At 42.3% G+C, this 25,706-nt stretch carries 16 protein-coding genes and 1 pseudogene; 7 read left to right on the forward strand and 10 right to left on the reverse strand.

Annotated elements, in window-relative coordinates; genetic code table 11:
• Positions 1 to 1,791: caspase family protein (locus tag LC605_RS18930; protein ID WP_229549061.1), on the forward strand; the 1,791-nt coding region annotated here is incomplete at its 5' end.
• Between the two features lie 438 nt (positions 1,792 to 2,229).
• A complete protein-coding gene (locus LC605_RS18935) occupies positions 2,230 to 6,762 on the forward strand; it encodes a caspase family protein (protein ID WP_229549062.1) in 4,533 nt (1,510 codons plus the stop codon).
• Positions 6,763 to 6,807: 45 nt separating this feature from the next.
• Here LC605_RS18935 and LC605_RS18940 read toward each other — a convergent pair whose 3' ends face one another.
• Together LC605_RS18940 and psaK are read right to left on the reverse strand one after the other, a co-directional pair.
• Positions 6,808 to 8,004: a site-2 protease family protein gene (locus LC605_RS18940; RefSeq protein ID WP_229549063.1), complete on the reverse strand. Its 1,197-nt coding sequence runs from the start codon at positions 8,002 to 8,004 to the stop codon at positions 6,808 to 6,810.
• A gap of 589 nt (positions 8,005 to 8,593) precedes the next feature.
• Complete coding sequence (gene psaK, locus LC605_RS18945) at positions 8,594 to 8,848, reverse strand: photosystem I reaction center subunit PsaK (protein ID WP_229549064.1); 255 nt, start codon at positions 8,846 to 8,848, stop codon at positions 8,594 to 8,596.
• Between the two features lie 114 nt (positions 8,849 to 8,962).
• Between psaK and LC605_RS18950 the strand changes: the two genes are divergently transcribed.
• A complete protein-coding gene (locus tag LC605_RS18950; protein ID WP_229549065.1) occupies positions 8,963 to 9,607 on the forward strand; it encodes a phosphoribosylanthranilate isomerase in 645 nt (214 codons plus the stop codon).
• A gap of 260 nt (positions 9,608 to 9,867) precedes the next feature.
• Here LC605_RS18950 and folE read toward each other — a convergent pair whose 3' ends face one another.
• From folE to LC605_RS18975, 5 genes are all read right to left on the reverse strand, one after another.
• Positions 9,868 to 10,575, reverse strand: coding sequence for a GTP cyclohydrolase I FolE (gene folE, locus LC605_RS18955; protein ID WP_229549066.1), 708 nt, complete (start codon positions 10,573 to 10,575; stop codon positions 9,868 to 9,870).
• A 93-nt stretch (positions 10,576 to 10,668) separates the two neighbouring features.
• Complete coding sequence (locus LC605_RS18960; protein WP_229549067.1) at positions 10,669 to 11,394, reverse strand: SDR family oxidoreductase; 726 nt, start codon at positions 11,392 to 11,394, stop codon at positions 10,669 to 10,671.
• A gap of 351 nt (positions 11,395 to 11,745) precedes the next feature.
• The gene (locus LC605_RS18965; protein ID WP_229465064.1) at positions 11,746 to 12,726 is read right to left on the reverse strand and encodes an acetyl-CoA carboxylase carboxyltransferase subunit alpha; all 981 of its coding nucleotides are present in this window, start codon (positions 12,724 to 12,726) and stop codon (positions 11,746 to 11,748) included.
• Between the two features lie 218 nt (positions 12,727 to 12,944).
• Positions 12,945 to 13,964, reverse strand: coding sequence for a long-chain acyl-[acyl-carrier-protein] reductase (locus LC605_RS18970; RefSeq protein ID WP_229549068.1), 1,020 nt, complete (start codon positions 13,962 to 13,964; stop codon positions 12,945 to 12,947).
• A 188-nt stretch (positions 13,965 to 14,152) separates the two neighbouring features.
• Positions 14,153 to 14,851, reverse strand: a complete 699-nt coding sequence (locus LC605_RS18975) for an aldehyde oxygenase (deformylating) (protein WP_229549069.1) — start codon at positions 14,849 to 14,851, stop codon at positions 14,153 to 14,155.
• A 179-nt stretch (positions 14,852 to 15,030) separates the two neighbouring features.
• Between LC605_RS18975 and LC605_RS18980 the strand changes: the two genes are divergently transcribed.
• Positions 15,031 to 15,858: a carbohydrate ABC transporter permease gene (locus LC605_RS18980; protein ID WP_229549070.1), complete on the forward strand. Its 828-nt coding sequence runs from the start codon at positions 15,031 to 15,033 to the stop codon at positions 15,856 to 15,858.
• A 667-nt stretch (positions 15,859 to 16,525) separates the two neighbouring features.
• Entirely contained in the window at positions 16,526 to 16,861 is a 336-nt protein-coding gene (locus LC605_RS18985; protein WP_229549071.1) for a XisI protein, read from the forward strand.
• Between the two features lie 50 nt (positions 16,862 to 16,911).
• Here LC605_RS18985 and LC605_RS18990 read toward each other — a convergent pair whose 3' ends face one another.
• Entirely contained in the window at positions 16,912 to 18,084 is a 1,173-nt protein-coding gene (locus LC605_RS18990; protein WP_229549072.1) for a transposase, read from the reverse strand.
• A gap of 679 nt (positions 18,085 to 18,763) precedes the next feature.
• Between LC605_RS18990 and LC605_RS19000 the strand changes: the two genes are divergently transcribed.
• On the forward strand, positions 18,764 to 19,081 hold the full coding sequence (locus tag LC605_RS19000) for a hypothetical protein (RefSeq protein ID WP_229549074.1): 318 nt from the start codon (positions 18,764 to 18,766) through the stop codon (positions 19,079 to 19,081).
• Between the two features lie 372 nt (positions 19,082 to 19,453).
• Positions 19,454 to 21,808, forward strand: a complete 2,355-nt coding sequence (locus LC605_RS19005) for a filamentous hemagglutinin N-terminal domain-containing protein (RefSeq protein ID WP_229549075.1) — start codon at positions 19,454 to 19,456, stop codon at positions 21,806 to 21,808.
• Positions 21,809 to 22,700: 892 nt separating this feature from the next.
• Here the strand turns inward: LC605_RS19005 and LC605_RS19010 are convergent.
• The gene (locus LC605_RS19010) at positions 22,701 to 24,917 is read right to left on the reverse strand and encodes a tetratricopeptide repeat protein (RefSeq protein ID WP_229549076.1); all 2,217 of its coding nucleotides are present in this window, start codon (positions 24,915 to 24,917) and stop codon (positions 22,701 to 22,703) included.
• Between the two features lie 699 nt (positions 24,918 to 25,616).
• Positions 25,617 to 25,706 (reverse strand): annotated as a pseudogene (locus LC605_RS19015) (IS5/IS1182 family transposase); the annotation flags it as partial.

Below are 25,706 nucleotides of genomic sequence, written 5' to 3' on the forward strand. Positions count from 1 at the left end.
GAAAAAATAAAACTATCCAGTGGTCACGGTCCTCAGGAATTAGCACCAAAGGAATTTTGGCATTTAGAACCCGACCATTTAGATGAAACCCTAGTATGTTATGACAGTCGTACTGAAGACGGCTGGGATTTGGCAGATAAAGAATTAGCAAAACTGATTGCCGAAGTAGCAGAAAAAGACCCGCACATTACCATTATTATGGATTGCTGCCACTCTGGTTCCGGCACTAAAGACCCATTGCAAGAGACACGAATACGTCGCTTCCCTACAGACAAGCGAGAACGCCCACTGGATAGTTTTATTTTTTCCCTCGCCGAGTTAGGGCAACTTTCAGGTTCGCGCGACCCGGAAAAACACCCCACTGGCTGGAAGATACCCAAAGGTCGTCATGTACTTCTAGCTGCTTGTCGAGACTACGAAACAGCGAAGGAATACTACGGCGGTGACAAACACCGGGGTAGTTTCTCTTATTTTTTGATGGATACACTTTTTAAAGCCAATGGCAAATTGACTTATCGAGATTTGTTTGGGCGGACAAATGCGATCATCCGCAGTAAAATTACAGCCCAGTCTCCTCAGTTGGAAGTGAATAATCCTGAGGATGAAAACAAATTTTTCCTTGATGGAGCGATCGCAGAACGTCACCCCTACTTTATTGTTAAAAATGACCCAAACTATGGCTGGGTAATTGATGCTGGTGCTGTCCACGGAGTGCAACCACCCAAAGACGGCGAAACCACTTTACTAGCACTGTTTGCCTTTGACGCCAATATCGAAGATCTGCGTGACCCAGCAAAGTCTGTGGGTACGGCAAAGGTGACTAGGGTGCTACCAACCCAGAGTCAGGTAGATATCAAAGATGTACCAAACCTCACTGCTGATGGTACTTGTTTGAAAGCAGTTGTTACCAGCCTACCGCTACCACCTTTAGGTGTTCGCATTGAAGGAGATGAAGCCGGTGTAAGTCTCGCACGCCAAGCACTAGCAACAGCTGGACTTGATGGTAAAGTTTCAGCTTATGTGCGCGAGGAAAATGAAGTTGCTAAAGCCGAGTTTCGCCTACTTTGTCGTCATCAACAGTATTTGATTGCCCGACCTACAGATGACCGACCTCTAGTAGCTGAAATTGATGGCTATACTCCAGACAATGCAAAACAGGCAATTAAACGTTTAGAACATATTTCCCGTTGGACAACAATTGCGGAACTCTCAAATCCACCAACTAAGATTAGAGCCGATGATGTAGAGATGAAACTCATCTTTGAAAATGAAAAATCATCTCAATTGCAACAGATGCGTTTGCAGTACACCTATAGGGATGGTAGGTGGCAAAATCCGGAATTTAAACTGAAACTTACTAATAGAAGTCAGAACCCACTTTACTTTGGCTTAGTCAATCTTTCAGACAGTTTCGCTATTAGCGCCCCATTTTTTGAAGCAGGTAGCATTAAGTTGAATGCAGGAGAAGAAGCCTGGGCTTTAAGTGGCGAAGACTTGATACTCGAAGTCCCAGACGAGTTGTGGTCACAGGGAATTACTGAGTACAAAGACATGATTAAATTGATTGTCAGTAACGAGGAATTTGATGCTAGATTGCTGACTCAAAATAAACTTGATGCTCCTCGTCCACCTGCCACAAGAGATTTAGAATCTACAAATCAAAGTAGCCTTGACCGTTTGATGAATCGAACTCAAAATCGTGAAATCAAAGCCAAAAGTACAGCGAAGTCTGACGATTGGTATGCACAGGAAATTACCATTACCACTGTACGTCCCTTAGAGGATGTTTGAAAAGTATTTGACTGTGATTTTAGGCATTTGTTGATCCCCCCTAACCCAATACTGCGTAGTTTTTGGAAAATCGTAGGTTGGGTTGAGGAACGAAACCCAACAGATCCCCCCAAATGTTGGGTTTCGTTCCTACACGGGTTAAGGTTTTTGGGCTTAACCGAGCAGTATTGCCCCCTAACCTCCCGTTAAATTGAGGGAAGATTGAACCTCGCATGACTAGAAGTCACGCGATTCCTGCTTCAATAGGGCTGAAACTCTTTTTTTTACGAACCACAGAGGCGCAGAGAACACAGAGAGAAGAGAGAAGAGAGAAGGAGGAAATGCTTAACCCAAGTGTATTGGCTTATAGTCTTAAAACGTACTTTAGCTATGAGCCAGGAAGTTCAGTTCCGGGTGGTTTCTGTCTAGAATGAAATAGCCCTGAGATGAGGCGTACTAATGTCTAAACATAAGTTCAACCGTAATTTTGCGATTATTATCGGTATCAATGACTATGTGAATGGGATTAGAGAGTTAGAAACAGCCGTTCCTGATGCTCACAAACTTGCTCAAATTCTCCAAAAGCAACATCAGAATCTCAAAGAGCAATATCAAGCACAAAATAAATATGAAGTCCAGTTGCTATTGAATAAACGTGTTACCCTTAGCAAACTCAAAGAACTGATTGAAGACTTCAAACAAGGACAAATAGCTTTTGACAACGAAAAAGTGGTAGTTACCGAGAGCGATCGCATCCTCTTCTATTTTGCTGGGCATGGTATCGCTTTAGAAGCTCTAGAAAATCAAGAGGGGCCAGTAGGTTATTTGATTCCGCAAGATGCCACATTAGGAGATAGTAGTACCTACTTGCCGATGCAGGAGTTACATGATGCCCTAAATGCACTTTCTTGTCGGCATCTGTTAGCAATTCTCGATTGTTGTTTTGCAGGCGCTTTTCGTTGGGCAAGTCTTAAGCGAGAGATTTTGCCCAAAATCACAGTCTATAAAGAACGCTACGATCGCTTTATCAGCGATGCAGCTTGGCAAGTAATTACTTCCGCAGCTGATGATCAAAAAGCCTTGGATTCTTTGGGGATGCGGGGGGAAGTAAAAGAAGGTAATGAGGTTCACTCTCCCTTTGCCAAAGCTCTTTTTGATGCCCTATGCGGAACTGACAAAAAGGCTGACTCCAATGATGATGGCATTATCACAGCAACGGAACTTTATTCATATCTGCGAGATCAGGTTGAAGTTGTCACAGAAAAGCACTACAAGCGGCAAACTCCAAGTCTGTGTCCACTCAGAAAACATGACAAAGGGGAATTCATCTTTCTGTTACCTAATTTTGACCGAGATAAATTAGAGGATGCACCACCACTAACAAGAGAAAATAATCCTTATCGAGGATTGCAATCCTATGACGAAAAAGACAATAACTTGTTTTTTGGTAGAGAGAATCTGATTGAAAAGCTATACCAAAAAGCAGTTGCTAACCAACAACCATTGACATTAGTTTTAGGTGCATCTGGAACGGGTAAATCCAGCTTAATGAAAGCCGGCTTGTTACACCGTCTGCGTCATTCCCAGGAGCATAAGTTTCAGATTTTAGATCCCATGCGTCCAGGGGAAAGTCCTTTGCAGGCTTTAGCACAGGTGTGTTTACCAATTGCAAATACAATTACTACTTCACAATTGGTAAAAGACGAGCAAGCTTTAGCAAATATCGTAAGCAAGATTAATCCCCAGATTAAGCTATTGCTAGCAGTTGATCAGTTTGAAGAGTTGATAACTCTGTGTAAAAGTGACGAACAACGAGAGCAATTTCAGAAATTGATTAAAAATGCGATCGCTAAATATCCCAACAAGATCCATGTAGTTATCACTGTGCGACTCGACTTTGAGGCTCAGTTTCAAAGCTCTATACTCAAAGACTTTTGGAATGATCATACCCGATTTGTCGTCCCACCAATGACCCAAGATGAATTCCGGGAAGTAATTGAGAAACCAGCGTTAGAAAAAGTGGTATATTTCGACCCTCCCAGTTTGGTGGATGAACTAATCAACGAAGTCGTACAAATGCCAGGTGCTTTACCCTTGCTTTCTTTTACTCTTAGCGAATTGTACCTGAAATATTTAGAGGAGCGAAGGGACAACCGCGCCCTAAAAAAGGAAGATTACGAAGAGTTGGGAAGAGTAGTTGGTTCTCTAACCAAACGTGCTAACCAAGAATACGATCAACTAGTTGCTTCATACCCCGCATATCAAAACACAGTGCGTCAGGTGATGCTGCGGATGATTTCATTGCAGGGTGGCGACTTAGCAAGGCGACAGGTTCCCAAGTCTGAACTAATTTACCCTGATCAAGAAGAAAGCGATCGCGTGCAAACAGTCATCAAACGTTTTTCTCAAGCCCGCTTAATTGTTGAGGGTTCTAATTCTCAAGGCGAAGCCTATGTAGAGCCTGCTCATGATGCTTTGGTGCAGGGATGGGATAAATTACTCAAGTGGAAAAAAGAAGAAGACATAATTTTACAACGGCGGCTAACAGCAGCTGCCGAAGAGTGGGAAAGTGTCGCCAGTAAAAAACAGCCATCAGGTTTGCTCTATCAAGCTGAAACTGTAATTGATTGGTTAGATCGCAGGTTATACATCGCTGAAAACTTATTTAGTAAAATCAATACTCGGCTTGTTCAAGGATTGCAGCAAAGACAGAATCAACAACAGGTTTTGAGAGAGAAACCTATACAGTTTCTTTGGAATAGTAATCCTTATCTTGATGTATTGAATCAGGAACTTCAGTCTCATGATAATTGGTTTAATCAGTTAGAAACAGAATTTGTCCAACGAAGTGTTTTACAGAAACGCCGGAATATTAGTTGGCGATGGCGAATTGCGATCGCAATCATGCTGGGTTTAAGCGGATTGACTGTTTGGGCATTAATTAATCTTAGACAAGCAACGATAAATCAAATGCTGAGTGAGAAGGAATTGGCAGATGCCGACTTACGTTCAAATGAACCGATTTTAGATGCCTTGCTCAATAGTTTATCAGCTGGAGAATCCCTTAAGAATCGGTGGCTGTTGAAAGTACCACCGCCAAAAGAAGATGAACAACTTCAAGTAATTAGAACCTTACGAAAGGCAGTTTATACAGTCAAAGAATACAACAGACAAGAAGGGTTTCCTAGTGGTGTTCAAAGTATTTTTTGGGAAAAAGACGGTAGGCGTAGGCTACTGGTAGTTAGTACTGAAAATGATGGCACTGTCAGAGTATGGGACAAACAAGCCAAAAAGTTAGCCGAGTTACCAGGAAATCAATACTTAGTTACACAGGTAATTTTTAGTCCCGATGGTAGCCAACTTGCTATTGGCACAAACAAGGGTACTATCCTATTTTGGGATTGGCAAAATCAACAGCAGGCAACAGTATTACAAGGACATGAATGCGAAGATCCAAATGAGATTTCTAGTTTCAATTCATGTGCGATTACAAGCCTTAGTTTTAACCAGGATGGCAGTGAAATTGTTAGCGTTCGAGATGACGGCCTTGCCAGTTTGTGGAATTTCACTAGCAACCAATATCAGGAATTACAAGTACCTCCAAACAATATTATAATGACTGCTGGTTTCCAACCAGATGGTGAGTTATTGTTAGTTACTAAGACTCCAGATGGTAAAAGCGTCAGCGTGTTTAACTCCTATTTTCAAGAGTTAAGTAAAATCAACCAGCAGTTTCCAGTAACGCTCGATCAAGTAATCCTTAGTCCCAATAGTGAGGAAATAGCAATTATCTACGGAGGAGGTAGAAGCACCGTGGGTAGTGAAAGTTATTTGTGGCAATGGCGGCAAAACTACTTGCAACAGTTGTTAGGTCAGAACATCGATATTAATTTTAGCCAAGATGGTAAAAAGGTGGCTGCGGCAGGATTTAATGACGGTACTATACGCTTGAAAGATTTAGACAGCGGTATAATTAGTGAACTCAAAGGACATACAGGTCAAATCGCCAATTTCAATTTTCGCTCCGATGGTAAAGTTCTCGCTACTGCCAGCGCTGATGGCACTCTCCGTCTTTGGAGTCTGGAAGAACAACAGCCAAGTCAATTAGAAAAACTTCCAGAAAAAATCAACAGTATCACATTTAGTCGGGATGGCAAGCTGATAGCAACTCAAGCAGTAGATAGAGTTGTCCACTTATTAGATTTATCTGGCAACCCAGTAAAGCAGTTTAACAGTCAATTCCCTGTCTTCAATAGCCTGCGTTTTAGTCGCAATGGCAAGCAGCTGGCAACCCTAAGTCAACAAGGAACTGTGGGTATATTAGATTTATCGAGTCAGCAATACAGAGAATTTCCTGGAGAATATGACTCTAGCAGTAACCTGAGTTTTAGTCCTGATGGCAAGAAACTAGCAGTTACTGGAAATGACAATAATAACAAAGTAGTATATTTGTTGGATGTGTCCTCAGTCAAACCAGATAAGAATTCATTTCCTTATGCTGAAACTATTAGTATTAACAATGTGGTTTGGAAACCAGACGGTCAAATCCTGTTAGCTGGTATAGAGCAACTAAGTAAAGCTTACAGAAGTATCGTACTGTTGGATCTCAAATCAGGAAAACAACTACAAACTATTCCCCGTCTTCTTGGAATCGGAGAATTTTCCAATATCAGTACTAATAATGATGGGAATTTAGCCGCCTTTGTACAAGAAGACGGTACTGTCAGCTTGTGGTATATGGATGGAAGCAAAATGGGAGGAATTCAAGCCTCTGACCACAAAATCAAAAGTGTCATTTTAAGCCCCGATAGTAGTATGGTGGCTACCATTAGCGAGGACGGCACGGCTAAGTTGTGGGAAATTGGTAAATTAGACAAACTGCTCACCAGAGGTTGCGATCGCCTGCGTGAGTATTTGCAGAATAACCCTAATCAGAGCGATCGCCATCTGTGTAACAATCTACCATCAACTCCTACAAATCCCAACAACTAGATTGGGGTAAAAGCGATCGCCATCTCTGTAACAAAGGTATGACGGTTAATTTGCAATTGACTTCGCTATTGCTGCTAGTTGCAACCCAGGTGAATAAATTCCTTCTTCCTTTATCCGTTTAATTTCTGCATCCGTTATTCGCAAATTTAACTTTTGTGCCAACGCCCTTACAATATCTCCCCGGTCAATTACACCAGCGACAGCACCAGCCGGAGAAAGTACGGTAATTCGAGGTAACTGTTCATTTTCCAGCTTATTAATTACCTCAGCTATGGATGTTGATTCTGCAACAGTAGGTATTTCTGTCAGGGGATGCACAATGCTGTGTAAAGTTTCGGTTTCCCATTCACTCCTTTGGGTTAAACGAAAATCGTCAATGGAAACTAGACCCCGGTAACGTCCATCAGAAGCAGCAAAATAAACCTGTGAGGGAGTGCTTTCCAACAGGTATAAATCGGCAAAGGAACGCAATGTCTGGTCAGCATCAATGACGCGAAAATCACGAGTCATGGCATCAGCCGCCACCACCTTCAGCAAGCTTTCTTGCAATGTAGTCACGTTGTCATAGGTGTTGGCGTTGCGGACAGCAAACCAACCTAACAGGGCAATCCACAAACCAAGTACTAACTCTCTGGTGAAAAAATCTACAACAAATCCGAAAGCGATCCCACTGTAACCCAAAATTTGCCCAGCCCTTGCAGCCCAGTGTACGGCTTGAAAACGATTCCCTGTGATTTGCCATAGTGCTGCTTTTAACACTTGCCCTCCATCTAGGGGTAAGCCGGGAATCAGGTTAAATAGAGCCACTACCAAGTTAATTCTCGCCAAATCTCCAACCATTACACGGAGGTAGCTAGTATCAGGGATCACGATAGTTACCAGACTCAGCAGGAAAAATAGGATGATACTCACCAATGGGCCAGCGATCGCTACTTGAAAAGCTTTGAAAGGAGTTTTAGATTCTTCTTCAATAGCAGCGATACCGCCAAATAAAAATAGGGTAATTGAATTAACTTTAATGCCTTGCGATCGGGCTACCAAGCTATGCCCCAACTCATGCAACAACACCGAACTAAATAGCAGCAGTGCCATAACTATTCCAGCACTCCAAGCTATAACAGTCCCCCATTCCTGATAAGCTACCCCAAAGTTGAGGGTTGCCAACGCTAAAACCACAAACCATAACGGGTCTAAAAACAGGGGAATTCCAAATAAAGTCCCAATTTTCCAATTTGTTTGCATTACACTGTCCTAAAACTAGATATCGCCAGTAGTTTCTATACTGCAATAAGTACGTATATACGTACACGTATATTTCTGAGCATCAATTCGGTAGTGCCGAGTTCCGAAATGCTCTTATTTCTAGAATAGACAATTAATGCCTGTTGGGCATTGGGCATTGGGCAAGTAAGTGGGCGCAATTAAAGATAACTGATGATGGCTGTCATTTGTCCTTAAGTAGAGCGACGCAATTGAAGCTAACTGGCTAAGGCTGTCATTTGTCATTTGTCCTTGGTCATTTATAAGGGTTTAAGGTGTATTTACGTTTTGTAATATAGTTTGGTTTATTCTTGCCGACTTACTTAGTCACTTGTACTGAGCGACTTGTACTGAGCGTAGTCGAAGTAAGCCGAAGTATTCGTCATCTGGTGAAAAAGAATTGTTTTGACATAGCACTGCTACGTCTGTTGAATAGAGCTACTCGCCTACGCACAGCAATAGCCGGATTGGGTGAGAAGCCTACACTGTACTGCTTGCAGTCAGTGTAGGAGTATGTTACGAGTTTCGTATTGATCGCGGCATTACAAGTAATGCCGGAGTCATTGCAAAACTACAAACGACCGATGTTAGTCAGCCCTAAAACGATGCCAATGCCAATAATATGACCAAAAGCCATAGCAGCAGCGAATGTTGGAATACTAATCGGCAGAATCGGGAACTTGGGGCCAACTAGGGGTTTTTCAATCCTAGTACTTAGTAAAACCATGACTAAGCTGCTGACGCTGATGATGATCGCTACCATAGGATTCCACACGGGTGTTGGGGGAACAGATGCAGCTACTGCTAGTAAAATAGAGGAAATCAAGCTTTTGTCTCCTAAACAGAAAGTTAATCGTAGACCTCAAGATTATAAAATTACAAGGCCCAAAAGTTTTTGAGATAGTTTAGACTTTTTTGTTATATTTTTTGTTATATTTTCATGCGCGTTAAAATTTGCGGCATCACTCAACCACAGCAGTCTATAGCGATCGCCTCTCTGGGCGCAACGGCACTCGGATTTATTTGTGTGCCAACCTCACCTCGTTACGTGACTACATCCCAAATTCGGGCAGCAGTGGCAGAACTTCCAGTCAATATTGATACAATTGGTGTTTTTGCCAACGCTAGTATCTCCGAAATCAGTCAGATAGTTGTTGATTCTGGGTTAACTGGCGTCCAGTTACACGGAGATGAATCACCAGATTTTTGCTCCCAGTTACGTCAATCTTTATCCAATGTCGAAATTATTAAAGCACTGAGAATTCACAGTCTTGAGCATCTTGACACAGCGATTGATTACACAAAATATGTGGATACTTTGCTACTTGATGCCTACCATCCCCAACAACTGGGTGGTACAGGCAAAACTTTAGATTGGACAATGCTAGAACAATTCAGCCCCACTTGCCCTTGGTTTTTAGCTGGGGGATTAACAGCCGATAATATTTTAGAAGCCCTAAGTCAGGTTAATCCTAGCGGCATTGATTTATCTAGTGGTGTAGAACGGACACCTGGAGACAAGGATTTAGATAAAGTTGCCAAGTTGTTTGAGAAATTGGGGAGTTGGGGGAGATGGGGGAGATGAGGGAGATGAGGGAGATGAGGAGAATAACCCATTCCCTATTGCTTATGCCCCATGCCCCAATACTGCGTAGGTTTTGGCAAAAAAATAAAAAATGTGTAGGTTGGGGAGCCACTGCGTTGGGCGGGTTCCCCGACTTGAAGCACGTGGCGTTTGAGGAACGAAACCCAACCGAAGATCGGGGTTTGTTGGGTTTCGCATTGCGCTCAACCCAACCTACAAATATTAAAAACTGTTTACTGTTCACTGTTCACTGTTCACTGTTAAAAGAATGCCCCTTGATGGCGAATCAAGTTAAAAAATTCTTCGCGGGTTTTGTGTTCTTCTTGGAACAGACCAACCATCGCGCTAGTGACAGTCCAAGAACCTGGTTTCTGAACGCCCCGCATGACCATGCACATATGGCTAGCTTCCATCACTACGGCGACACCTTGAGGTTCCAAAATGGTCTGAACTGCTTCGGCAATTTGGCGGGTTAATCTCTCCTGTACTTGCAAGCGACGGGAATACATCTCAACAATGCGGGCCAGCTTACTCAGTCCTACAACTTTTTGCTTGGGGATATAAGCGACGTGCGCTCTACCCATAAATGGCAACATATGGTGTTCGCACAGACTAAAGAAATTAATATCTCTAACTAGTACCATCTCGTTATGCCCTTCATCAAAGATGGCATCGTTAACGAGTTCTTCAAGGGATTGGTTGTAACCACTGGTAAGAAACCGCATGGCCTCGGCCACTCGCTTGGGTGTTTTGAGGAGTCCTTCGCGTTCGGGGTCTTCGCCAACGCCCAATATTAGTGTCCGCACGGCCTCCTTCATTTCCTCCATCTGTTCCTCTGTTGGCGGTAACACATCCGCTTGTCGCCCGTTATGAGTATTGCGATCGGGTCTAGGAGTTATGGCTTCTGCCAAGTCGGGAATCAGAGGCGATTGAGAACAATTGGAACCGTTGGAACTAGCAATAGTCATGATTCGGTCTTCGTTATGGTTTGAATTTAGTTAGGAGTTAGGAGTTAGGAGTTAGGAGTTAGAATTTTTAACTCCTAACTCCTAACTCTGCAATTAGAGTGCGCCAGCACTAGGCATCAGGGTCAATTCATCAATAACTGCCTGTTGTGGTAACAGAACTGTGTAAAGTATTGACTGAGCCACAATTTCCGGAGTTAACATTTTGGAACGGTCTAAGTTGATGTGGACTGTCTCTGTATCCCAAAGTTCGGTATTGACTGCGCCAGGACAAATAGCTGTGACACGAATGCCATGATTGCGTTCTTCTTGTGCCAGGGTTTGAGAGAGGGCTATCAAACCAGCTTTGCTGACACTGTATGCTCCCCAACCTGGAAAGGGTTGCTTGGCGGCAATTGAGCCGATGTTGATTATTGTGCCTGTGCCCCGATCGCGCATTGAAGGTAAAATCCCCACGATGCACTGAAACACGCTGGTGAGATTCAAGTCAATTACCTGCTGCCATTCTTCTAGGGGGGTTTCGCTCAAAGTGCCTGTATAGCCCATGCCAGCATTGTTTACCAGAATGTCTAGATCACCAAAGTCAAGAGCGATCGCTTGGATCTTGTCTTTTACTTCGGAGATCTGCGCTAAATCGACAGCGTAAGCTTTTGCTTCCACCCCAGTATGCTCGACTGCTTCTCTTACCGCCTCCAATTTATCTAAAGAACGGCTGACTAGGGCGACATCTATTCCTGCTTTGGCAAAGGCTAAAGCCGTTGCTTTCCCAATTCCACTAGTTGCCCCAGTAATCAGGGCGCGTCGTTTTTGCTTAACACTCATGGTGTCTCCCAATTTTTTGGCAGTTCCCAAAGGCTATTACCACCCAATTATCCACACTTCTTGGTTTGGATAGATTAAAGCAATCTAAAAATCTGATGATTTCCATCAAGCAAGTGCTATGATCCAATCCAATAGTGGGCATATTGTGAGTATCAGTGAACACAACGAATCATTGCCTGGAAAACCACGCTGTCCACTAAAATTAAATTACTTAATAATACAAAACCCACTCAATCAAATTGAGTAGATTTACTAAACAAGCAAATGCCTATGGCTAGATTGTTAAAAATCTTTAAGCACATAGGCAATTATAGCATTGCTGCTTGGCTAATCAATCATTATGCAGTTCTGTTAGTGGGCAACTTCTGTAAAAACACCAATTTTGCGGAACTTTTCATAGCGCAGTTGGCGGCGTTCTGGAGCGGTTAAACGGTTGAGTTCGTCCAAATTTTCTAGGAGGACTTGCTTGAGAATGGTAGCGGCTTTTAAAGGATCAGAATGAGCGCCACCAGTGGGTTCAGGGAGTATTTGGTCGATAATTCCCAACTTTTTCAAGTCGTGGGAAATAATTTTCAGAGCAACGGCTGCTTGGGGAGCCTTACCAGCATCTTTCCATAAAATGGCGGCACAAGCTTCGGGGGTGGCGACGGTATAAACGGAGTGTTCAAACATGAGTAGGCGATCGCCTACGCCGATACCGAGTGCGCCACCAGAACCACCTTCACCAATAACTGTGCAGATAATTGGCACATCTAAGCAAAACATTTCCCGCAAGTTGTAGGCGATCGCTTCTCCTTGACCTTGGTGTTCTGCTTCTACCCCAGACCAAGCTCCTGGCGTGTCGATAAAAGTTAGTATTGGCATACTAAACTTGTTGGCGTGTTCCATCAACCGCATGGCTTTGCGGTAGCCGCCAGGGTAAGGCATTCCAAAGTTACGGGCAATATTGTCTTTAGTATCGCGACCTTTTTGATGACCTAACATCACCACAGGTTGTCCACTCAGACGACCGACACCACCAACTAAAGCCGGATCGTCACCACCACAGCGATCGCCATGCAATTCCATCCATTCATCACTAATAGCTTGAATGTAATCGAGAGTACTAGGGCGACGCGGATGACGAGCGACTTGCAATCGCTGGGACGGGGATAGACTACTGAAAATTTCCTCACGCAGTTGCATGGCGCGTGCTTCTAGTTGACGAATTTGACCAGAAACATCGACGCCATTTTCTTCTGCAAGTTGCCGAATTTGATCAATTCGCGTTGCGAGTTCTGCTAAGGGTTTTTCAAAATCCAACAGTAGCGGTTTACGCTCGGTAGTTGCCATCGTAGGGTTTATGAATTAGGAGTTATGAGTTATGTATCCTTTGTCATTTGTCATTTGTCAGTTGTCCTTTGTCATTTGTCATTTGTCAGTTGTCCTTTGTCATTTGCAAATAATAAATGACCAATGACCAATGACCAATGACCAATGACCAATGACTAATGACCAATGACTAATGACCAATGACCAATGACTAATGACCAATGACCAATGACCAATGACTAAACTAGCAGTGGTCTAAATCCATGTTTTACTGACACCCGACCAATCTGCTCCATTTTGTCTACGGTAATCTGATTGCGTCCCCACGAAAAGTTCGTGTATAACTTCTCAAATTCCAGCAGCATTGATTCCGCAAAACAAGCAAACAACTGGCGGGCTGGCACGTCCATATTGACGATTTTCATAATTTTCCAGTCAATATCCAGGGAATGCTCTACAATTCCACCATTTAACACGTACACACCAGGATGTTGAATTTTCGTTGCTAAGTTTTTAGGATAGCCACCATCAATCAACAAACAGGGTTGTTTCAAAGTGGTAGGGTCAATTTCCACGCCTTTGGGCATACTGGCAACCCAAACTACAACATCAGCTTGAGGGAGGGCTTCTGTTAAACCCATGATTTTTCCCCGGCCCAGTTCGCCTTGCAACTCTCTGAGGCGTTCTTGATCGCGGGCGATCAACAAAAGTTCTTGGACATCTGTTTTCGCATCTAGCCACCGTGTAACTGCACTACCAATATCCCCAGTTGCTCCACATATTGCAACAGTCGCCTTTGATAGATCAATTCCCAGTTGTTTTGACGCTTCTTCCACCTGCTTACAAATAATGTAGGCAGTATGGGTGTTTCCTGTGGTGAAGCGTTCAAACTCTAGTTTAATGTTGCGGACTTGGCTAAACTGCTCTAACTTAAAGTTTTCAAAAATAATTGAGGAAAATCCGCCTAAAGCTGTAATGTTAATGCCATGCTTCTGTGCATGGGCCATGGCGTTGAGGATTTTGCGCGTTGCGGCTTTGATGCGACGGGTAGCTAGCATCTCCGGCAAAAAGCAAGATTCTACATATCGTCCTTCAATTTTTTGCCCAGTTATACTGGTGACAATAATGCTATCAACAATTTGCGGCGGGGCGCTACACCAAAAGTCTAGCCCTTGGTCGGCATATTCTGGGTATCCCAATTCTTGAGCTACCGCTTGAGCGTGTTCTAAACTAGTCAGATGTCCAATTAGACCAAACATGTAGTGATTATTAGGCTATGCTGTCGTGAGGCGTGGAATTTAGTAGAGTTGGGAGTTAGGAGTTCTGAGTTATGAATTTCAATTACTCAGTAACGCCAGTTGCTTCTCCTGTTGGGAGGGGCTACGCTAACAAGTCGGCAGAGGCGCCCAAGGCACTGGCTCCTCGGCACTTGTTATTCGACACTTTTCTAGGCGGCTATGAGTCCGTAGGCTGACAGGCGCATAATATCACGAGTCGTAAAACCGATGTTACTTAATGCTTCACCGTACTGAATCATAAAGTCTTCTACCAAAGCATCTTTTTCCATTGCCATTGTGTGAGCATCTCCCTCTACTTTGTTAAGCATTTTCCAGACGATGGGCAGATTCTGGCGGTTTGCTTGTTCTAGTTCCGCTTTCGATTCTGTAAAGTGTTCTTTCAACCAAACTTCTCCAAAGTTGAGGTGGCTATATTCTTCTTTGACTACACCCTCCGTGATTTTACGGGCAAAAGCGTCGGCGACCGGGATGTAAATGTTGTATGCTGCGATCGCAAAACATTCAATAATTAGAGACTGAATCAACAAGCAAGTAACAACTTTGCCTGATGCGGCCGCTGTTTGGAAATTTTGGTGTAGTCCAGAGAAAAACTCCTTGGCAAATTGCAAATCTGGGGTTACATCCAAATTGCGTCCACAAGCTTCAAATCCTTTTTTGTGGCGGCTTTCCATCTTGGAAAGGCGAATTAGTTCATCATGAGATTCTGGTAGAAGTTGGGCTAGGGTGATGTAATTCTCATGTGCTTCTTGTTCCCCTTCAATGACGATGGCATTAATCCGGCTATAAGCATCTTTGTATGTTTCGCTCTTGAAATCTAATTCTTTAAATTGGTCTGCAAGCTGCTGCATGGTATGTTTACTCCTGTAAAGGAAGAATTATTTGACACCAGGATTCAATTTACCTTATGAACAGAGGGTAATAATCACTGTGGTTTAATTTAACTTAACAAGTAACTATGTTTATAGATTAACTGTTGCTGGGGGCGATGCTCTAGTACTAGCAAAATAAATGCAATGCAGCTCAAGTTATGTCCAAACCAAACCCGAGTCTGAAATCTGGCGATGTTTTGAGCCTAGTAGTGTTACTGCTAGGGGCATTTATCGTTCTACTACCGCTATTTGTGGTCTTTCTCACCTCCTTTGCACCGACGGTTGCCAGCCTGGAAAATTTGTCCAAAAATAAGTGGTCTTTAGCTAATTATCGCGTTGCATGGCAACAAGGAAAATTTTTACTGGCGTTTGCTAATTCTACCTTGGTAGCGATCGCTGTGACGGCGTTTCAGATTGTCACTTCTGCTTTGGCTGGTTACGCCCTAGCACGGCTGAAGTTTCGAGGACGCCAAGCACTGCTATTGGTGGTCTTAGCAACTTTGGTAATTCCCTTTCAGTTATTGGTGATTCCCATCTTTTTGATTTTGAAGTGGGGACACCTGATAAATACCTATGGGGCCCTGATTCTACCCACTGCGGTCAACGGCTTTGGGATTTTCTTGTTACGTCAGTATTTCCAGACAATTCCGGTGGAGTTAGAGGAAGCCGCCGCCGTCGATGGGGCGAACCGACTGCAAATTTTGTGGCGGGTGATGTTACCTTTAGCGCGTCCGGCCTTGGTGACGCTGTTTTTGTTCACCTTCATCGGTGAGTGGAATGATTTATTTAAGCCTTTGGTATTTACGACACGACCGGAATTAAGAACAGTACAACTGGCGTTGGCTGAGTTTCAAGAGCAATTTACGAATAATTGGCCTTTGATGATGGCGGCGGTGACTATCGCGACTGTTCCAGTGATGGTCTTATTTCTCATCGGTCAGCGTCAGTTTATTCAAGGTATTGCTGCGACAGGGATTAAGAATTAGTATCGCTGATTTCGTAATCACCTTTATCCAAGCGATCGCTATTTGGCATTGTAGTATTGTATTGTCTTGTAGTTAGACGGATAATCTAAAAACTCTAGATTTAAATCGCACTAGGACAATTTATGAATTATGGCAGGGCTATTTCAGCCTAGACATGAAAATAATTCGTAATACCTCGACTTCGCTCGGCACAAGTTCGTGATACTTCGGCTACGCTCAGTACAAGTTCGTAATTCGTAATTGAATTAAGCCACCCACTAAGGGTGGGGTTTCAACCTACCTTGCGATGATGCGGATTTTTTCTCTGACGAGACGCTAGCGCGAACGCGCCACTTGCGGGCGAGGTTTTGAACCTTCACTTTTTCCATAAACCACCCGGAACTGAAGTTCCTGGCTCATAGCTAAAGTCCGTTAAAACGGACTATAACATGAGTCTCAGTCGTCTTTAGACGACTTTCGCTATTAGACTCAGAATTCATTCTGAGGCGGGCTAGATGAGAATGAAATAGCCCTGTTAATTATAGGACAGCGTTGCGTGCTGAAGATCCAAATACAACCTTGTATTTAGTTATACCATTGGCATTATAATGACTTCTTTAACTTGTCTTTTATTCAAACTGTAGTTAAAGCTGATTATTTACAATGTGGAAACGGAGGTAATAGAACAATGGACAAATTAAATGAATATCGGACAAAAATTAGGCAACTCTTAACTAAATATCTCCAGTCCAAGCCTAGTTATGGAGATGTAGAAGTGGAACAGATTTTTGATACAGAACATGACCATTATCAAATTATTAGCGTTGGATGGAACAATCAAAAGCGGATTTATGGGCCAATAATGCACATAGATATCAAGAATAATAAAATTTGGATTCAACAAAATACAACGGAGGCGGATATTGCTTTAGAACTGATGGAAATGGGTATAGATAAACAAGATATTGTGATTGGTTTTCATACTCCCAAAATGCGTCAATTATCAGGATTTGCTGTGGAGTGACATACTCCCACACTCCCCTTCGGGTGAGTGAGTGCTTCTCAATGACTCTTCTATAAAGACATTAATTGAGCTTTGAGGGCGTGTGTCCCACGCGCCTTTATATTAAGAGATGCGTTCAAATCACGGCACAGAGTGACCTTACAATTAGGACAATTGTGCATTCTTTGAGATAGCAGCTTTTTAACTTTATGACCGCAACTAGAACATTCTTGGCTTGTGCCGTTTGGATTTATAGCTATTACTTTTAAACCAGCATTTTCGGCTTTGTTTGAAAGTATCGAAATAAATTGTCCCCAACCAGCGTCGTTTACACTTTTAGCCAATCGTGTTTTAACCAGTCCTTTGATATTCAGTTTTTCTGCTGCAACAACATCATATTTTTTGAGTAAGTTGTTAGCAGTTTTGAAATGGAAATCTTTTCTAGTATCAGCGACTTTTTTGTGTTGCTTACCTAATATTTGAATAGCTTTCTTGCGTCTGTTAGAACCCTTTTTGCGTCTTGATACTTTTCGCTGTGCTGACTTTAGTTTGCGTTCCGCTCTACGTAGATGTTTTGGTGCAGTAATTCTGGTATTATCAGAGGCAACATAGAAATCTATCAGCCCAACATCAATACCGACAATATTATCAGGATTAAAATCAGGTTTAATAGTTGGAACTGTTTTGTCGTCAAGGCTAAGGGTCACATAGTAGCCATCTGCTTTTTTGGTTACAGATACAGTTTTTATGTCAAACCCGTCTGGTATTGGACGATGAACAATCACCTTAACATCCCCAATCTTTGAGAGCGTTATCCTATTGTTGACAAAATGATGTCTCTTAAATTGGGAATATGTAAATGTTTTGTATTGCCCTTTGCTCTTGAATCTAGGTCTACCAGATTTTTTCCCATTAACGTCACCCTTCAACCATCTGTCAAAGGTTATCTCAACTTTCTTAGGAACTTCTTGCAACACCTGAGAGTGGATATCTTTGTACCAAGGTCTATCTATTTTGAGTTGAACTAGAGAGGCTTTTTGATTGTAATAGTTGGGTTGCTCTTTTAATTCTGGTAAATGACAAATTAATGGGCATCTATCAATAGGGCATCGGTTCATCTCGTACCAATCAAACCTTTGAGCAAGCAGATAGTTATACTGATACCTCAGCATTTCAAGCGTTTTATCAATTTTTTCTGATTGCTCTTTATTTGGTTCAATCTTATATTGGTATGAAATTTTCATTTTGCCCTTTGTTGTTTTTCGACCTGAATACAGGATAACATAATATGTATCCATTGTGTAACCAGAATGAAAAACAAACAATTAAGGTTGAGAATGTCAGAACGGCGGTTTAATAAGCTTCAAAATTATGCCATTTACGCAGATAAAACCATGACTCAGGTCATTGATGAGCTCATTGACTCGTTGCCAAACACAGAAAATGGCAATTCCTTATCGACCTACAACCAATTCAATCCTGCGGATTGAATTGGTTGTAGGTCAATTCGTCATTGCCCAAAAATTCATCTCGTCACCTACCCAAAGGGAGGTGAGAGGCTTCTTTTTGTTTAAGCTAAAAAAATATATTTATATACCACGGGGATAGCGCCGGCGGCAAGCGAGTCCGCGAGCGTCTTAAAATCCCTCGTGTCGCTCCCCTCCCAGCTTTAAAAAGCTGAGTTTCCCACATCCCGCGCATTTCTATGAAGTTTTGTTAAACAATGCATAATTATTACTAGCCAAGCTGAAATCATAATTATGGGAGTTTGCAAGAGCTTTAAAAAAATAATGCTTTCGTGCCACTCTAGACTCTGTATCGTTGATTCTTTCGTTACCAGAGTGTACTAATCAAATTCACGTTAACTTAGTACATCACAAGATAAGTTCACACATCTACCAACGTACGAGGAGAGCAAAAATTATGGAATTTAAAACAGTAAAGCCAACATCCATAGATGCTGAAACATTACAGCAGTTACAAGACGAGATTCAGCAGGAAATACGTGAAAGTCTGAACAAAGCTAACTTCAGAAAAATACTCGAAAAGTATGGTATATCAACGGAAGAATTTCTGAAATTTCAGTATATATTCTATATAACTAAACTCCAATCTAATGAGGGCAATGAACGTCAACAAATACAGAATTTTTTAGAATCACTTCCAAGCAATATTTTCAGTATGTCAGCTTCCACTTGTTGGTCAGAGAAAGAAGGAAAAATGGTTGATTGCACGGATTAATCGTTAACATATTGTAAAATTAGTGTCTGTTATCTTCTTAGCTTATTAGAGGATGTTTGAAAAGTAGTTTGCTGTGATTTTAGGTACTTGTTGATCCCCCCTAACCCCCCTTTTTTAAGGGGGGAACCGGAATCAAAGTCCCCCAACTTATCGGGGGATTTAGGGGGATCTAAAATTTTTGATACCGACAAGAGGACTTTTCAAACATCCTCTTAGTAATAAAAGAATAATATAGCGTTTCTGAAGTACAAGAACCTCACTCCCCACCCTCTCCCCACAAGCGAGGAGGAAGCTATGATGTACCTCATGTGATCAGAAAACGCTATAGTATTTAGCAACTTTTACTTTATTCGGAAAGGTGCAATATCCACTATGGGTAATCTTTGGATCTGGCGTAAGAGATTAGGAGTTGCAACAGGTGGTGCAATAGCTTTCTCCACTAATTGTGTTGTTGCCCAAATCCCAATAATTCCTGATGGTACTCTATCCACTAATTCTCTTGTTACAACACAAGGTAATACCACAAATATTGAAGGTGGAACCACAGTAGGAAGCAATTTGTTCCACAGTTTTAAAGACTTTTCTGTACTTCCTGGAACTACTGCTGAGTTTATAAATACTCAAGGTGTTGAAAACATTATTAGCCGAGTAACGGGGAAGTCATTTTCTAATATCGAAGGCATCATTAAAGCTCAATACAAAGCTAACCTGTTTTTAATTAATCCCAACGGAATCATTTTTGGCCGCAATGCTTCTTTAAACATCGGCGGTTCATTTGTGGCAAGTACAGCGAGTAGTCTGAACTTTGCCGATGGTACTAAATTTAGCGCCACAGATCCCCTAACTATACCCTTGTTGAAAGTAAGTGTTCCCATTGGGTTACAATTCGGGGCAACTGCCGAGCCGATCCGCAATCAATCCCAAGCACTTAGTCGAGATAATACAACTAATATCTCAGGTAAACCTGTGGGTCTACAAGTGCAGCCAGGCAAAACTTTGGCACTTATAGGTGGTGATATAACGTTAGAAGGCGGAAATTTAACAGCAGTGTCAGGACGAATTGAGTTAGCCAGTGTCACTGCCAATAGTTTGGTAAATTTAAATCAAACAAACCAAGATTTGTCCTTTGGATATAAAAATGTCGAGAATTTCCAGAACGTTCGACTAATCGGGCGAAGGGCTAATGCTTCTGAAATTCCGTCTCAAGTAGATGCTAGTAACAAATTTGGTCGTGGTGGTAGTATTCAGGTACAAGCCAAGACCGTGGAACTAACTGGCAATGGTGTCAGTTTGATAAGTCAAACTAGGGGTAACGAACATGGAGAAAATATACAAATTACTACAAGGAAATTAATTGTTCAGGATCGCGCACAAGTAAGTACTTCTACTCTAAATAAGGGTGCAGCGGGAAATTTGATTGTTGATGCTTCCGAGTCCGTGGAGTTAATTGGTAGTCTTAGCTCGCCAAATACTCTGACTGGATTTTTTACTATCAGTGCTGGTGAAGGAAAGGCGGGCGATATTACAATCACAACTGGAAAACTGCGTATCAAAGATGGCGCTAGGTTAACAGCAGAATCGAGTGGAACGCTACAAAACTCACAAGTAATACCCTCTGAAGGAAAAGGAGGGAATATAACTGTGAAAGCCTTGGAGTCGGTAGAGATAGCTGGAAGCCCAATACCAAATCGCCCCAGTATTTTGTCGGCATCAACTCTAAACTATGGAAGTGGGGGAACAATTGACATTTCCACAGGACAATTAATTGTCCGCGATGGAGGTCAAATTAGTGTGAGTGTTATAGTTGCAGGTAATGCAATCTACCAAAGAGATGTAAGTAACCCAGGAACACCAGGCGCACTAAACGTAACTGCTAATTCTATACTTCTAGACAACGCGGGACAACTCATATCTACTAGTCCTTCAGGACGGGGTGGTAATATTACACTCCAGGTGCGGGACTTGTTACTGATGCGCCGCAACAGCCAAATATCCACTAACGCAGGGGGTGATGGAGATGGCGGTAATATCACCATCAATGCACTTAACGGCTTTGTTGTCGCCGCTCCCTTTGAAAATAACGATATCACCGCCAACGCCAACTTTGGCTCTGGTGGTAAAATTACAATCACCGCTAAGAAAATCTTTGGTTTTGTGCCCCGCACCCGTGCAGACCTAGAGAGCCTGTTGAACCCTAAAACTCCACTAGACCCAAGTAGGCTGCTAACAAGTGACATCACCGCATTTTCTCAACAAAACCCTTCATTAAACGGCACGGTACAAATCAACTCACCAGATGTTGACCCCAGTAAAGGATTAGTGCAATTACCCACAAATCTAGTTGATGCTTCCCAGCAAATTGCTGCTGGTTGTGATTCTGGCGGAAGAATAGCAAGGAGTTCATTTATTACCACTGGGCGTGGAGGACTAGTAGCCGATCCCACGCAGCCATTGATAGCTGATGATGCGGTGCTGGCAGATTGGATCACACTGGAGCCAGAGAGTCAGAATCGTGCTGGCGGTATTCAGAAAAGAGCGGTTGTTCAGGCACAGCGAAACACAGAAGAAAAATCACAGAAAGTTAATTCTGTCAATGAACCTACTCAAATTGTAGAAGCCCAAGGATGGATTATAGATGCCAATGGGAACGTGGTTCTGGTTGCTGAAGTACCCACTGCAACGCCCCATAAATCTTCCCTCACTGCTATATCTTGCGCTGGTAATTAGATGTGAATTCGCCATATCATAACCTGTTCCACATTTAACTTGCATAATTAGGGCGCTCATGTTGGAGGGCTATTTCATTCTCATCTAGCCCATCAGTGATAGGTTAAAATCATTAACCATTTATCAATAAGTAATAATGCTTAAAATTTTGCCAAAATTGGGGTGAGAAACACAATTTTTAGGCAAGCGATGCCTAGGTTGGGCTGCGCTTACGCTTAATCTTGATACCCCTGATTTATTTTTGCCCCGCAAGTTCCGTACAAAAGTTAACTTAATACACTCACTGGCTATAAATTTTAAGCAAAATTACTAATTGACAAAAATAATTTTGTTTGAGACACTGCTCTCTTAAGGAAAATCGTAGGTTGGGTTGAGGCTCTGCGAAACCCAACAAAGCCCCCCAAATGTTGGGTTTCGTTCCTCAACCCAACCTACACGGGTTAAGGTTTTTGGGCAAAACCTACGCAGTATTGATTTTGTTTGGAACTCTCACGAATGCATCTAGCCCGCCTCAGAATTAATTCTGAGTCTAATAGCGAAAGTCGTCTAAAGACGACTGAGAAAAGGTTATAGTCCCAGGACTTACGCAAAAACTCTCTGCAACTCTTATTTCTTGGCGTACTTGGCGTACTTCTCCCAGGGGGAGACGCTACGCGATGGCGGTTCGTTTTTTCATGATTTTGCGTAAGTCCTAAGTCCGTTTTAACGGACTTTAGCTATGAGCCCGGAACTTCAGTTCCGGGTGGTTTATGTCTACAATGAAATAGCCCAGGCTCATATTGCCCACCCCAGAAGAGTTATATTAATTTTGAATATGCAAACTAGATGTGGTTTAGCTTAGTAATAGCTAAAACCCTTAGTCATGCTGCAATGCCGCGACGGAAACTTTGCATTATAACTTAGACAAAATCTCTGGCAAGAACTGACTAGGAATTTTAGATAAAGCCAAATTTTGTCCCTGTATCCCTAATTCATGATGAAAAGTACGAATAGTTTTCACCACATAAGTAAAAGTTGTTTGATAAGCCTCTGATTGTTTAGTTAATCCGTTTAAAGCTTGCAAATGGTTATCTAACGCTACTTCTAAGTGTTGAGAACGTGTTACTTCCTCCCCATTAAAAGACGAGTTATCTATTACTAGCTGATAATGTGCTAGTCCCAGGTTATTGTGAGAGGCAAGCAAATCAAAACTTAAAGCAGTACCCCTAAGTGAGTCAGCCAAAGCTATAGCCTCTTCATAAGCACTGATACATAGTTGCAGATACTTTTGCCGTGCCTCTTTAGTTGTTTGGGATAGGTTTGCTAGATGCCAGTAAGCAGTTCCCAGATTATTTTGTGTAGTGGCGCACGCACTGGGAATATTAGCTGGAGTGCGGTATTTGAGAGCTTCGGTGTAGACATCTATAGCTAGCTGGAGATTTTTGGTAGGTTGTTCATGTTGTGCGAGATTCCAGTAGGCAGTACCGATATTGTTTTGAATCATGCCATACTTGAGCGGTTCCTCGTCGGGGTTGTAGTGTACAAGTGCTTCGTTGTAAGCTGCGATCGCTTTCTTTAAATGCACAATCGGTTGATTGTATTGCCCTAGATGCCAGTAAGCAGTACCCAAATTATTCTGACAAGCCGCATACTTTAATGAATCCATCTCGGCTGTACGGTAGTTAAGTGCTTCAGTGTAAGCTAAAATTGCTTGCTGCCAATTTTCAGCTGGGTCAGAAAAACGAGCTAAATCACCATAAGCTGTCCCCAAATTATTTTGCACACGAGCGTAAGTTTCCGAATGTGTCTGAGGCGAAATCATATTTAACGCCAATTGATAAAATTCTATTGCCTGCTCTATATAAGTTTGTCCTTCCTCCGAATTGGGTGGTGTGCGGTATAACATCCAGTAGAGTGTACCCAAATCATTCAAGATATTTGGGAGTTGCGGTGAGCTTTCGTCATAACTAATTGCCTCCTGATAGGCAATAATTGCCACCATCAGGTTTTCTAGAGTTGACTCTCCTTGCTCAATGCGAAGGCGGTATAATGTGCCCAAGCGATAATAAGCTTCTGCCAGTAACTCCCCTGGAACTCGCTTTTCGTGTAATTCTTCAATCTCCAACAAAATCTGCGGCGGTTGTAAGTAATCCTGAGTATTTTGAGCAGCATTTGTGTTGATTGTTGCTATTACTAGCTCCGTCAACTCGGTGCTAACATAAGATAAAGATGACAGCGATTGATTATTACTCGAACTACCAGACCTATTAGTAGATTCCTGTTGTTGTGACGTAGCCTTCAATAAATCCGCTGTTGATAATGAAACTTCCTGAGTTTTGTGTACGCCATTCCCTTCTATCTCTACTGGGAAATTGGAATTATTCTCAAACTTTAACTCGGATGCTGCGGTTCTGAGTTCTGCTTGGTTAACTGATTCATCTAAAATCGACTGCTCAATATTCCCTAAATCCAAGTTTCTGGAATTAGAAAAACGTTCTGGATAGCCCGAATTCTGAATTGCTGGTGTGGGTTCTCCAGCAAATACAAATACGCCAGTACGACAACGCCAAAACTGTGGTGCTGATTGTTTGATAGCAGATAACCAAGGACGTGGTATCCATAACAGCAAATTAGATTCTAGGAATCGGCTGGATTCTTGTGTAGAGAAATATTGTTCGCTGAAGCGGAGATAGTGCAAAAATAGCCGTTGTGTTGCAACTGGTTGCTTAGTGAGATGCTCCACACCTACAATCTGAAATGCTGGTACTGAAGAAGGTCTTGCAGGGGTATCTTTTGATGCTCCAACAATTGGCGGTGGATAACTAGTCAACCATTGATTAATTTGGATTATGGGATTGGGATCATTTAAATTCAAACGCAACGTGACTAATCGCGGATAAGCTGGAGTGCTATTTTCTTGAGTATTTGATAACTCATATAGCACCTGCCCAACAGGATAAGCCAACGTAGAATGCAAGCGGGCTGCTACCTGATTTCTTAAGTGTAAGTCATCACATACTGCTAAAAAGAGCTGCCGTCGTAAGCCAAGACTTAGGGCAAGTTTCAGACGGTGGTATACTTGCCGATTCCAAGTCGAATTATTTTTGTGTGCAGGATCATTCACGCTCATAGCGGCTAAAGAGCCAAAACGCAGTATGTATCACCTTTGTGGGTGCATCTAAGTGGGATGAACTCATAATAAAAAAATTGGCTAATAACGCACTTCTTAAGAAATTAAGAAGCCCACATTGTACAGGTACTCCTGTCAGTGTGTGGAGTAGTAACTACAATGTCTAAGCTAGTTTTGAAGGTTTGTAGTCAGCACTTGAGTACTTAGAAATAAGGACTCAAGTCCTTACTACGAACTTTCTTACCTATGAATTCAAACTTGACAAACTCTTGGTAGGAATAAAAAAGTATGTAAATATACATTTAATTGCTAACTCAATTTTAACAAAAAAATAAAAAAGCAGGCTCCTCCTAAAATCGGAACCTGAAAAATTATAGGACTTATGCAAGTGTCACAAAAAATAAAAGCTTTTACTTTGTAGTAAGGGCTTCAGCCCTGATTTTGAGGACTAAAATCCAATACAGTTCAGTTAAGCATTTCCTCCTTCTCTCTTCTCTCTTCTCTCTGTGTTCTCTGCGCCTCTGTGGTTCGTAAAAAAAAGAGTTTCAGCCCTTTTGTGAACCGTATTGGACTTTAGTCCTCTCTTCTCTACGAGAGGCCACGCCAACGAGACGCACTCGCGTTCACTACAAACTTCAAATAATATGCCAGTTGCGTAAGTCCTAAGAGGATGTTTTAAAAGTCAAAACCAGTCAAAAATCATGCCAATCGTCTGACCATAATCCGAATCATCGCAATATAGATAAATGTCTCCGAGGTTTGGGGTAATCTTTCATAATCTTTACTTAA

It is taken from the genome of Nostoc sp. CHAB 5836, from assembly GCF_020829445.1.
Taxonomy (GTDB): Bacteria; Cyanobacteriota; Cyanobacteriia; order Cyanobacteriales; family Nostocaceae; genus Nostoc.

Coding starts and splice junctions, on each gene's coding strand:
- LC605_RS18960 (WP_229549067.1), bottom strand. CDS start 11,394: ATGAGTGTTAAGCAAAAACGACGCGCCCTGATTACTGGGGCAACTAGT.
- LC605_RS18965 (WP_229465064.1), bottom strand. CDS start 12,726: ATGGCAACTACCGAGCGTAAACCGCTACTGTTGGATTTTGAAAAACCC.
- LC605_RS18980 (WP_229549070.1), top strand. CDS start 15,031: ATGTCCAAACCAAACCCGAGTCTGAAATCTGGCGATGTTTTGAGCCTA.
- folE (WP_229549066.1), bottom strand. CDS start 10,575: ATGACTATTGCTAGTTCCAACGGTTCCAATTGTTCTCAATCGCCTCTG.
- LC605_RS18970 (WP_229549068.1), bottom strand. CDS start 13,964: ATGTTTGGTCTAATTGGACATCTGACTAGTTTAGAACACGCTCAAGCG.
- LC605_RS18935 (WP_229549062.1), top strand. CDS start 2,230: ATGTCTAAACATAAGTTCAACCGTAATTTTGCGATTATTATCGGTATC.
- LC605_RS19005 (WP_229549075.1), top strand. CDS start 19,454: ATGGGTAATCTTTGGATCTGGCGTAAGAGATTAGGAGTTGCAACAGGT.
- LC605_RS18975 (WP_229549069.1), bottom strand. CDS start 14,851: ATGCAGCAGCTTGCAGACCAATTTAAAGAATTAGATTTCAAGAGCGAA.
- LC605_RS18985 (WP_229549071.1), top strand. CDS start 16,526: ATGGACAAATTAAATGAATATCGGACAAAAATTAGGCAACTCTTAACT.
- LC605_RS19010 (WP_229549076.1), bottom strand. CDS start 24,917: ATGAGCGTGAATGATCCTGCACACAAAAATAATTCGACTTGGAATCGG.
- LC605_RS18990 (WP_229549072.1), bottom strand. CDS start 18,084: ATGAAAATTTCATACCAATATAAGATTGAACCAAATAAAGAGCAATCA.
- LC605_RS18940 (WP_229549063.1), bottom strand. CDS start 8,004: ATGCAAACAAATTGGAAAATTGGGACTTTATTTGGAATTCCCCTGTTT.
- LC605_RS18950 (WP_229549065.1), top strand. CDS start 8,963: ATGCGCGTTAAAATTTGCGGCATCACTCAACCACAGCAGTCTATAGCG.
- LC605_RS19000 (WP_229549074.1), top strand. CDS start 18,764: ATGGAATTTAAAACAGTAAAGCCAACATCCATAGATGCTGAAACATTA.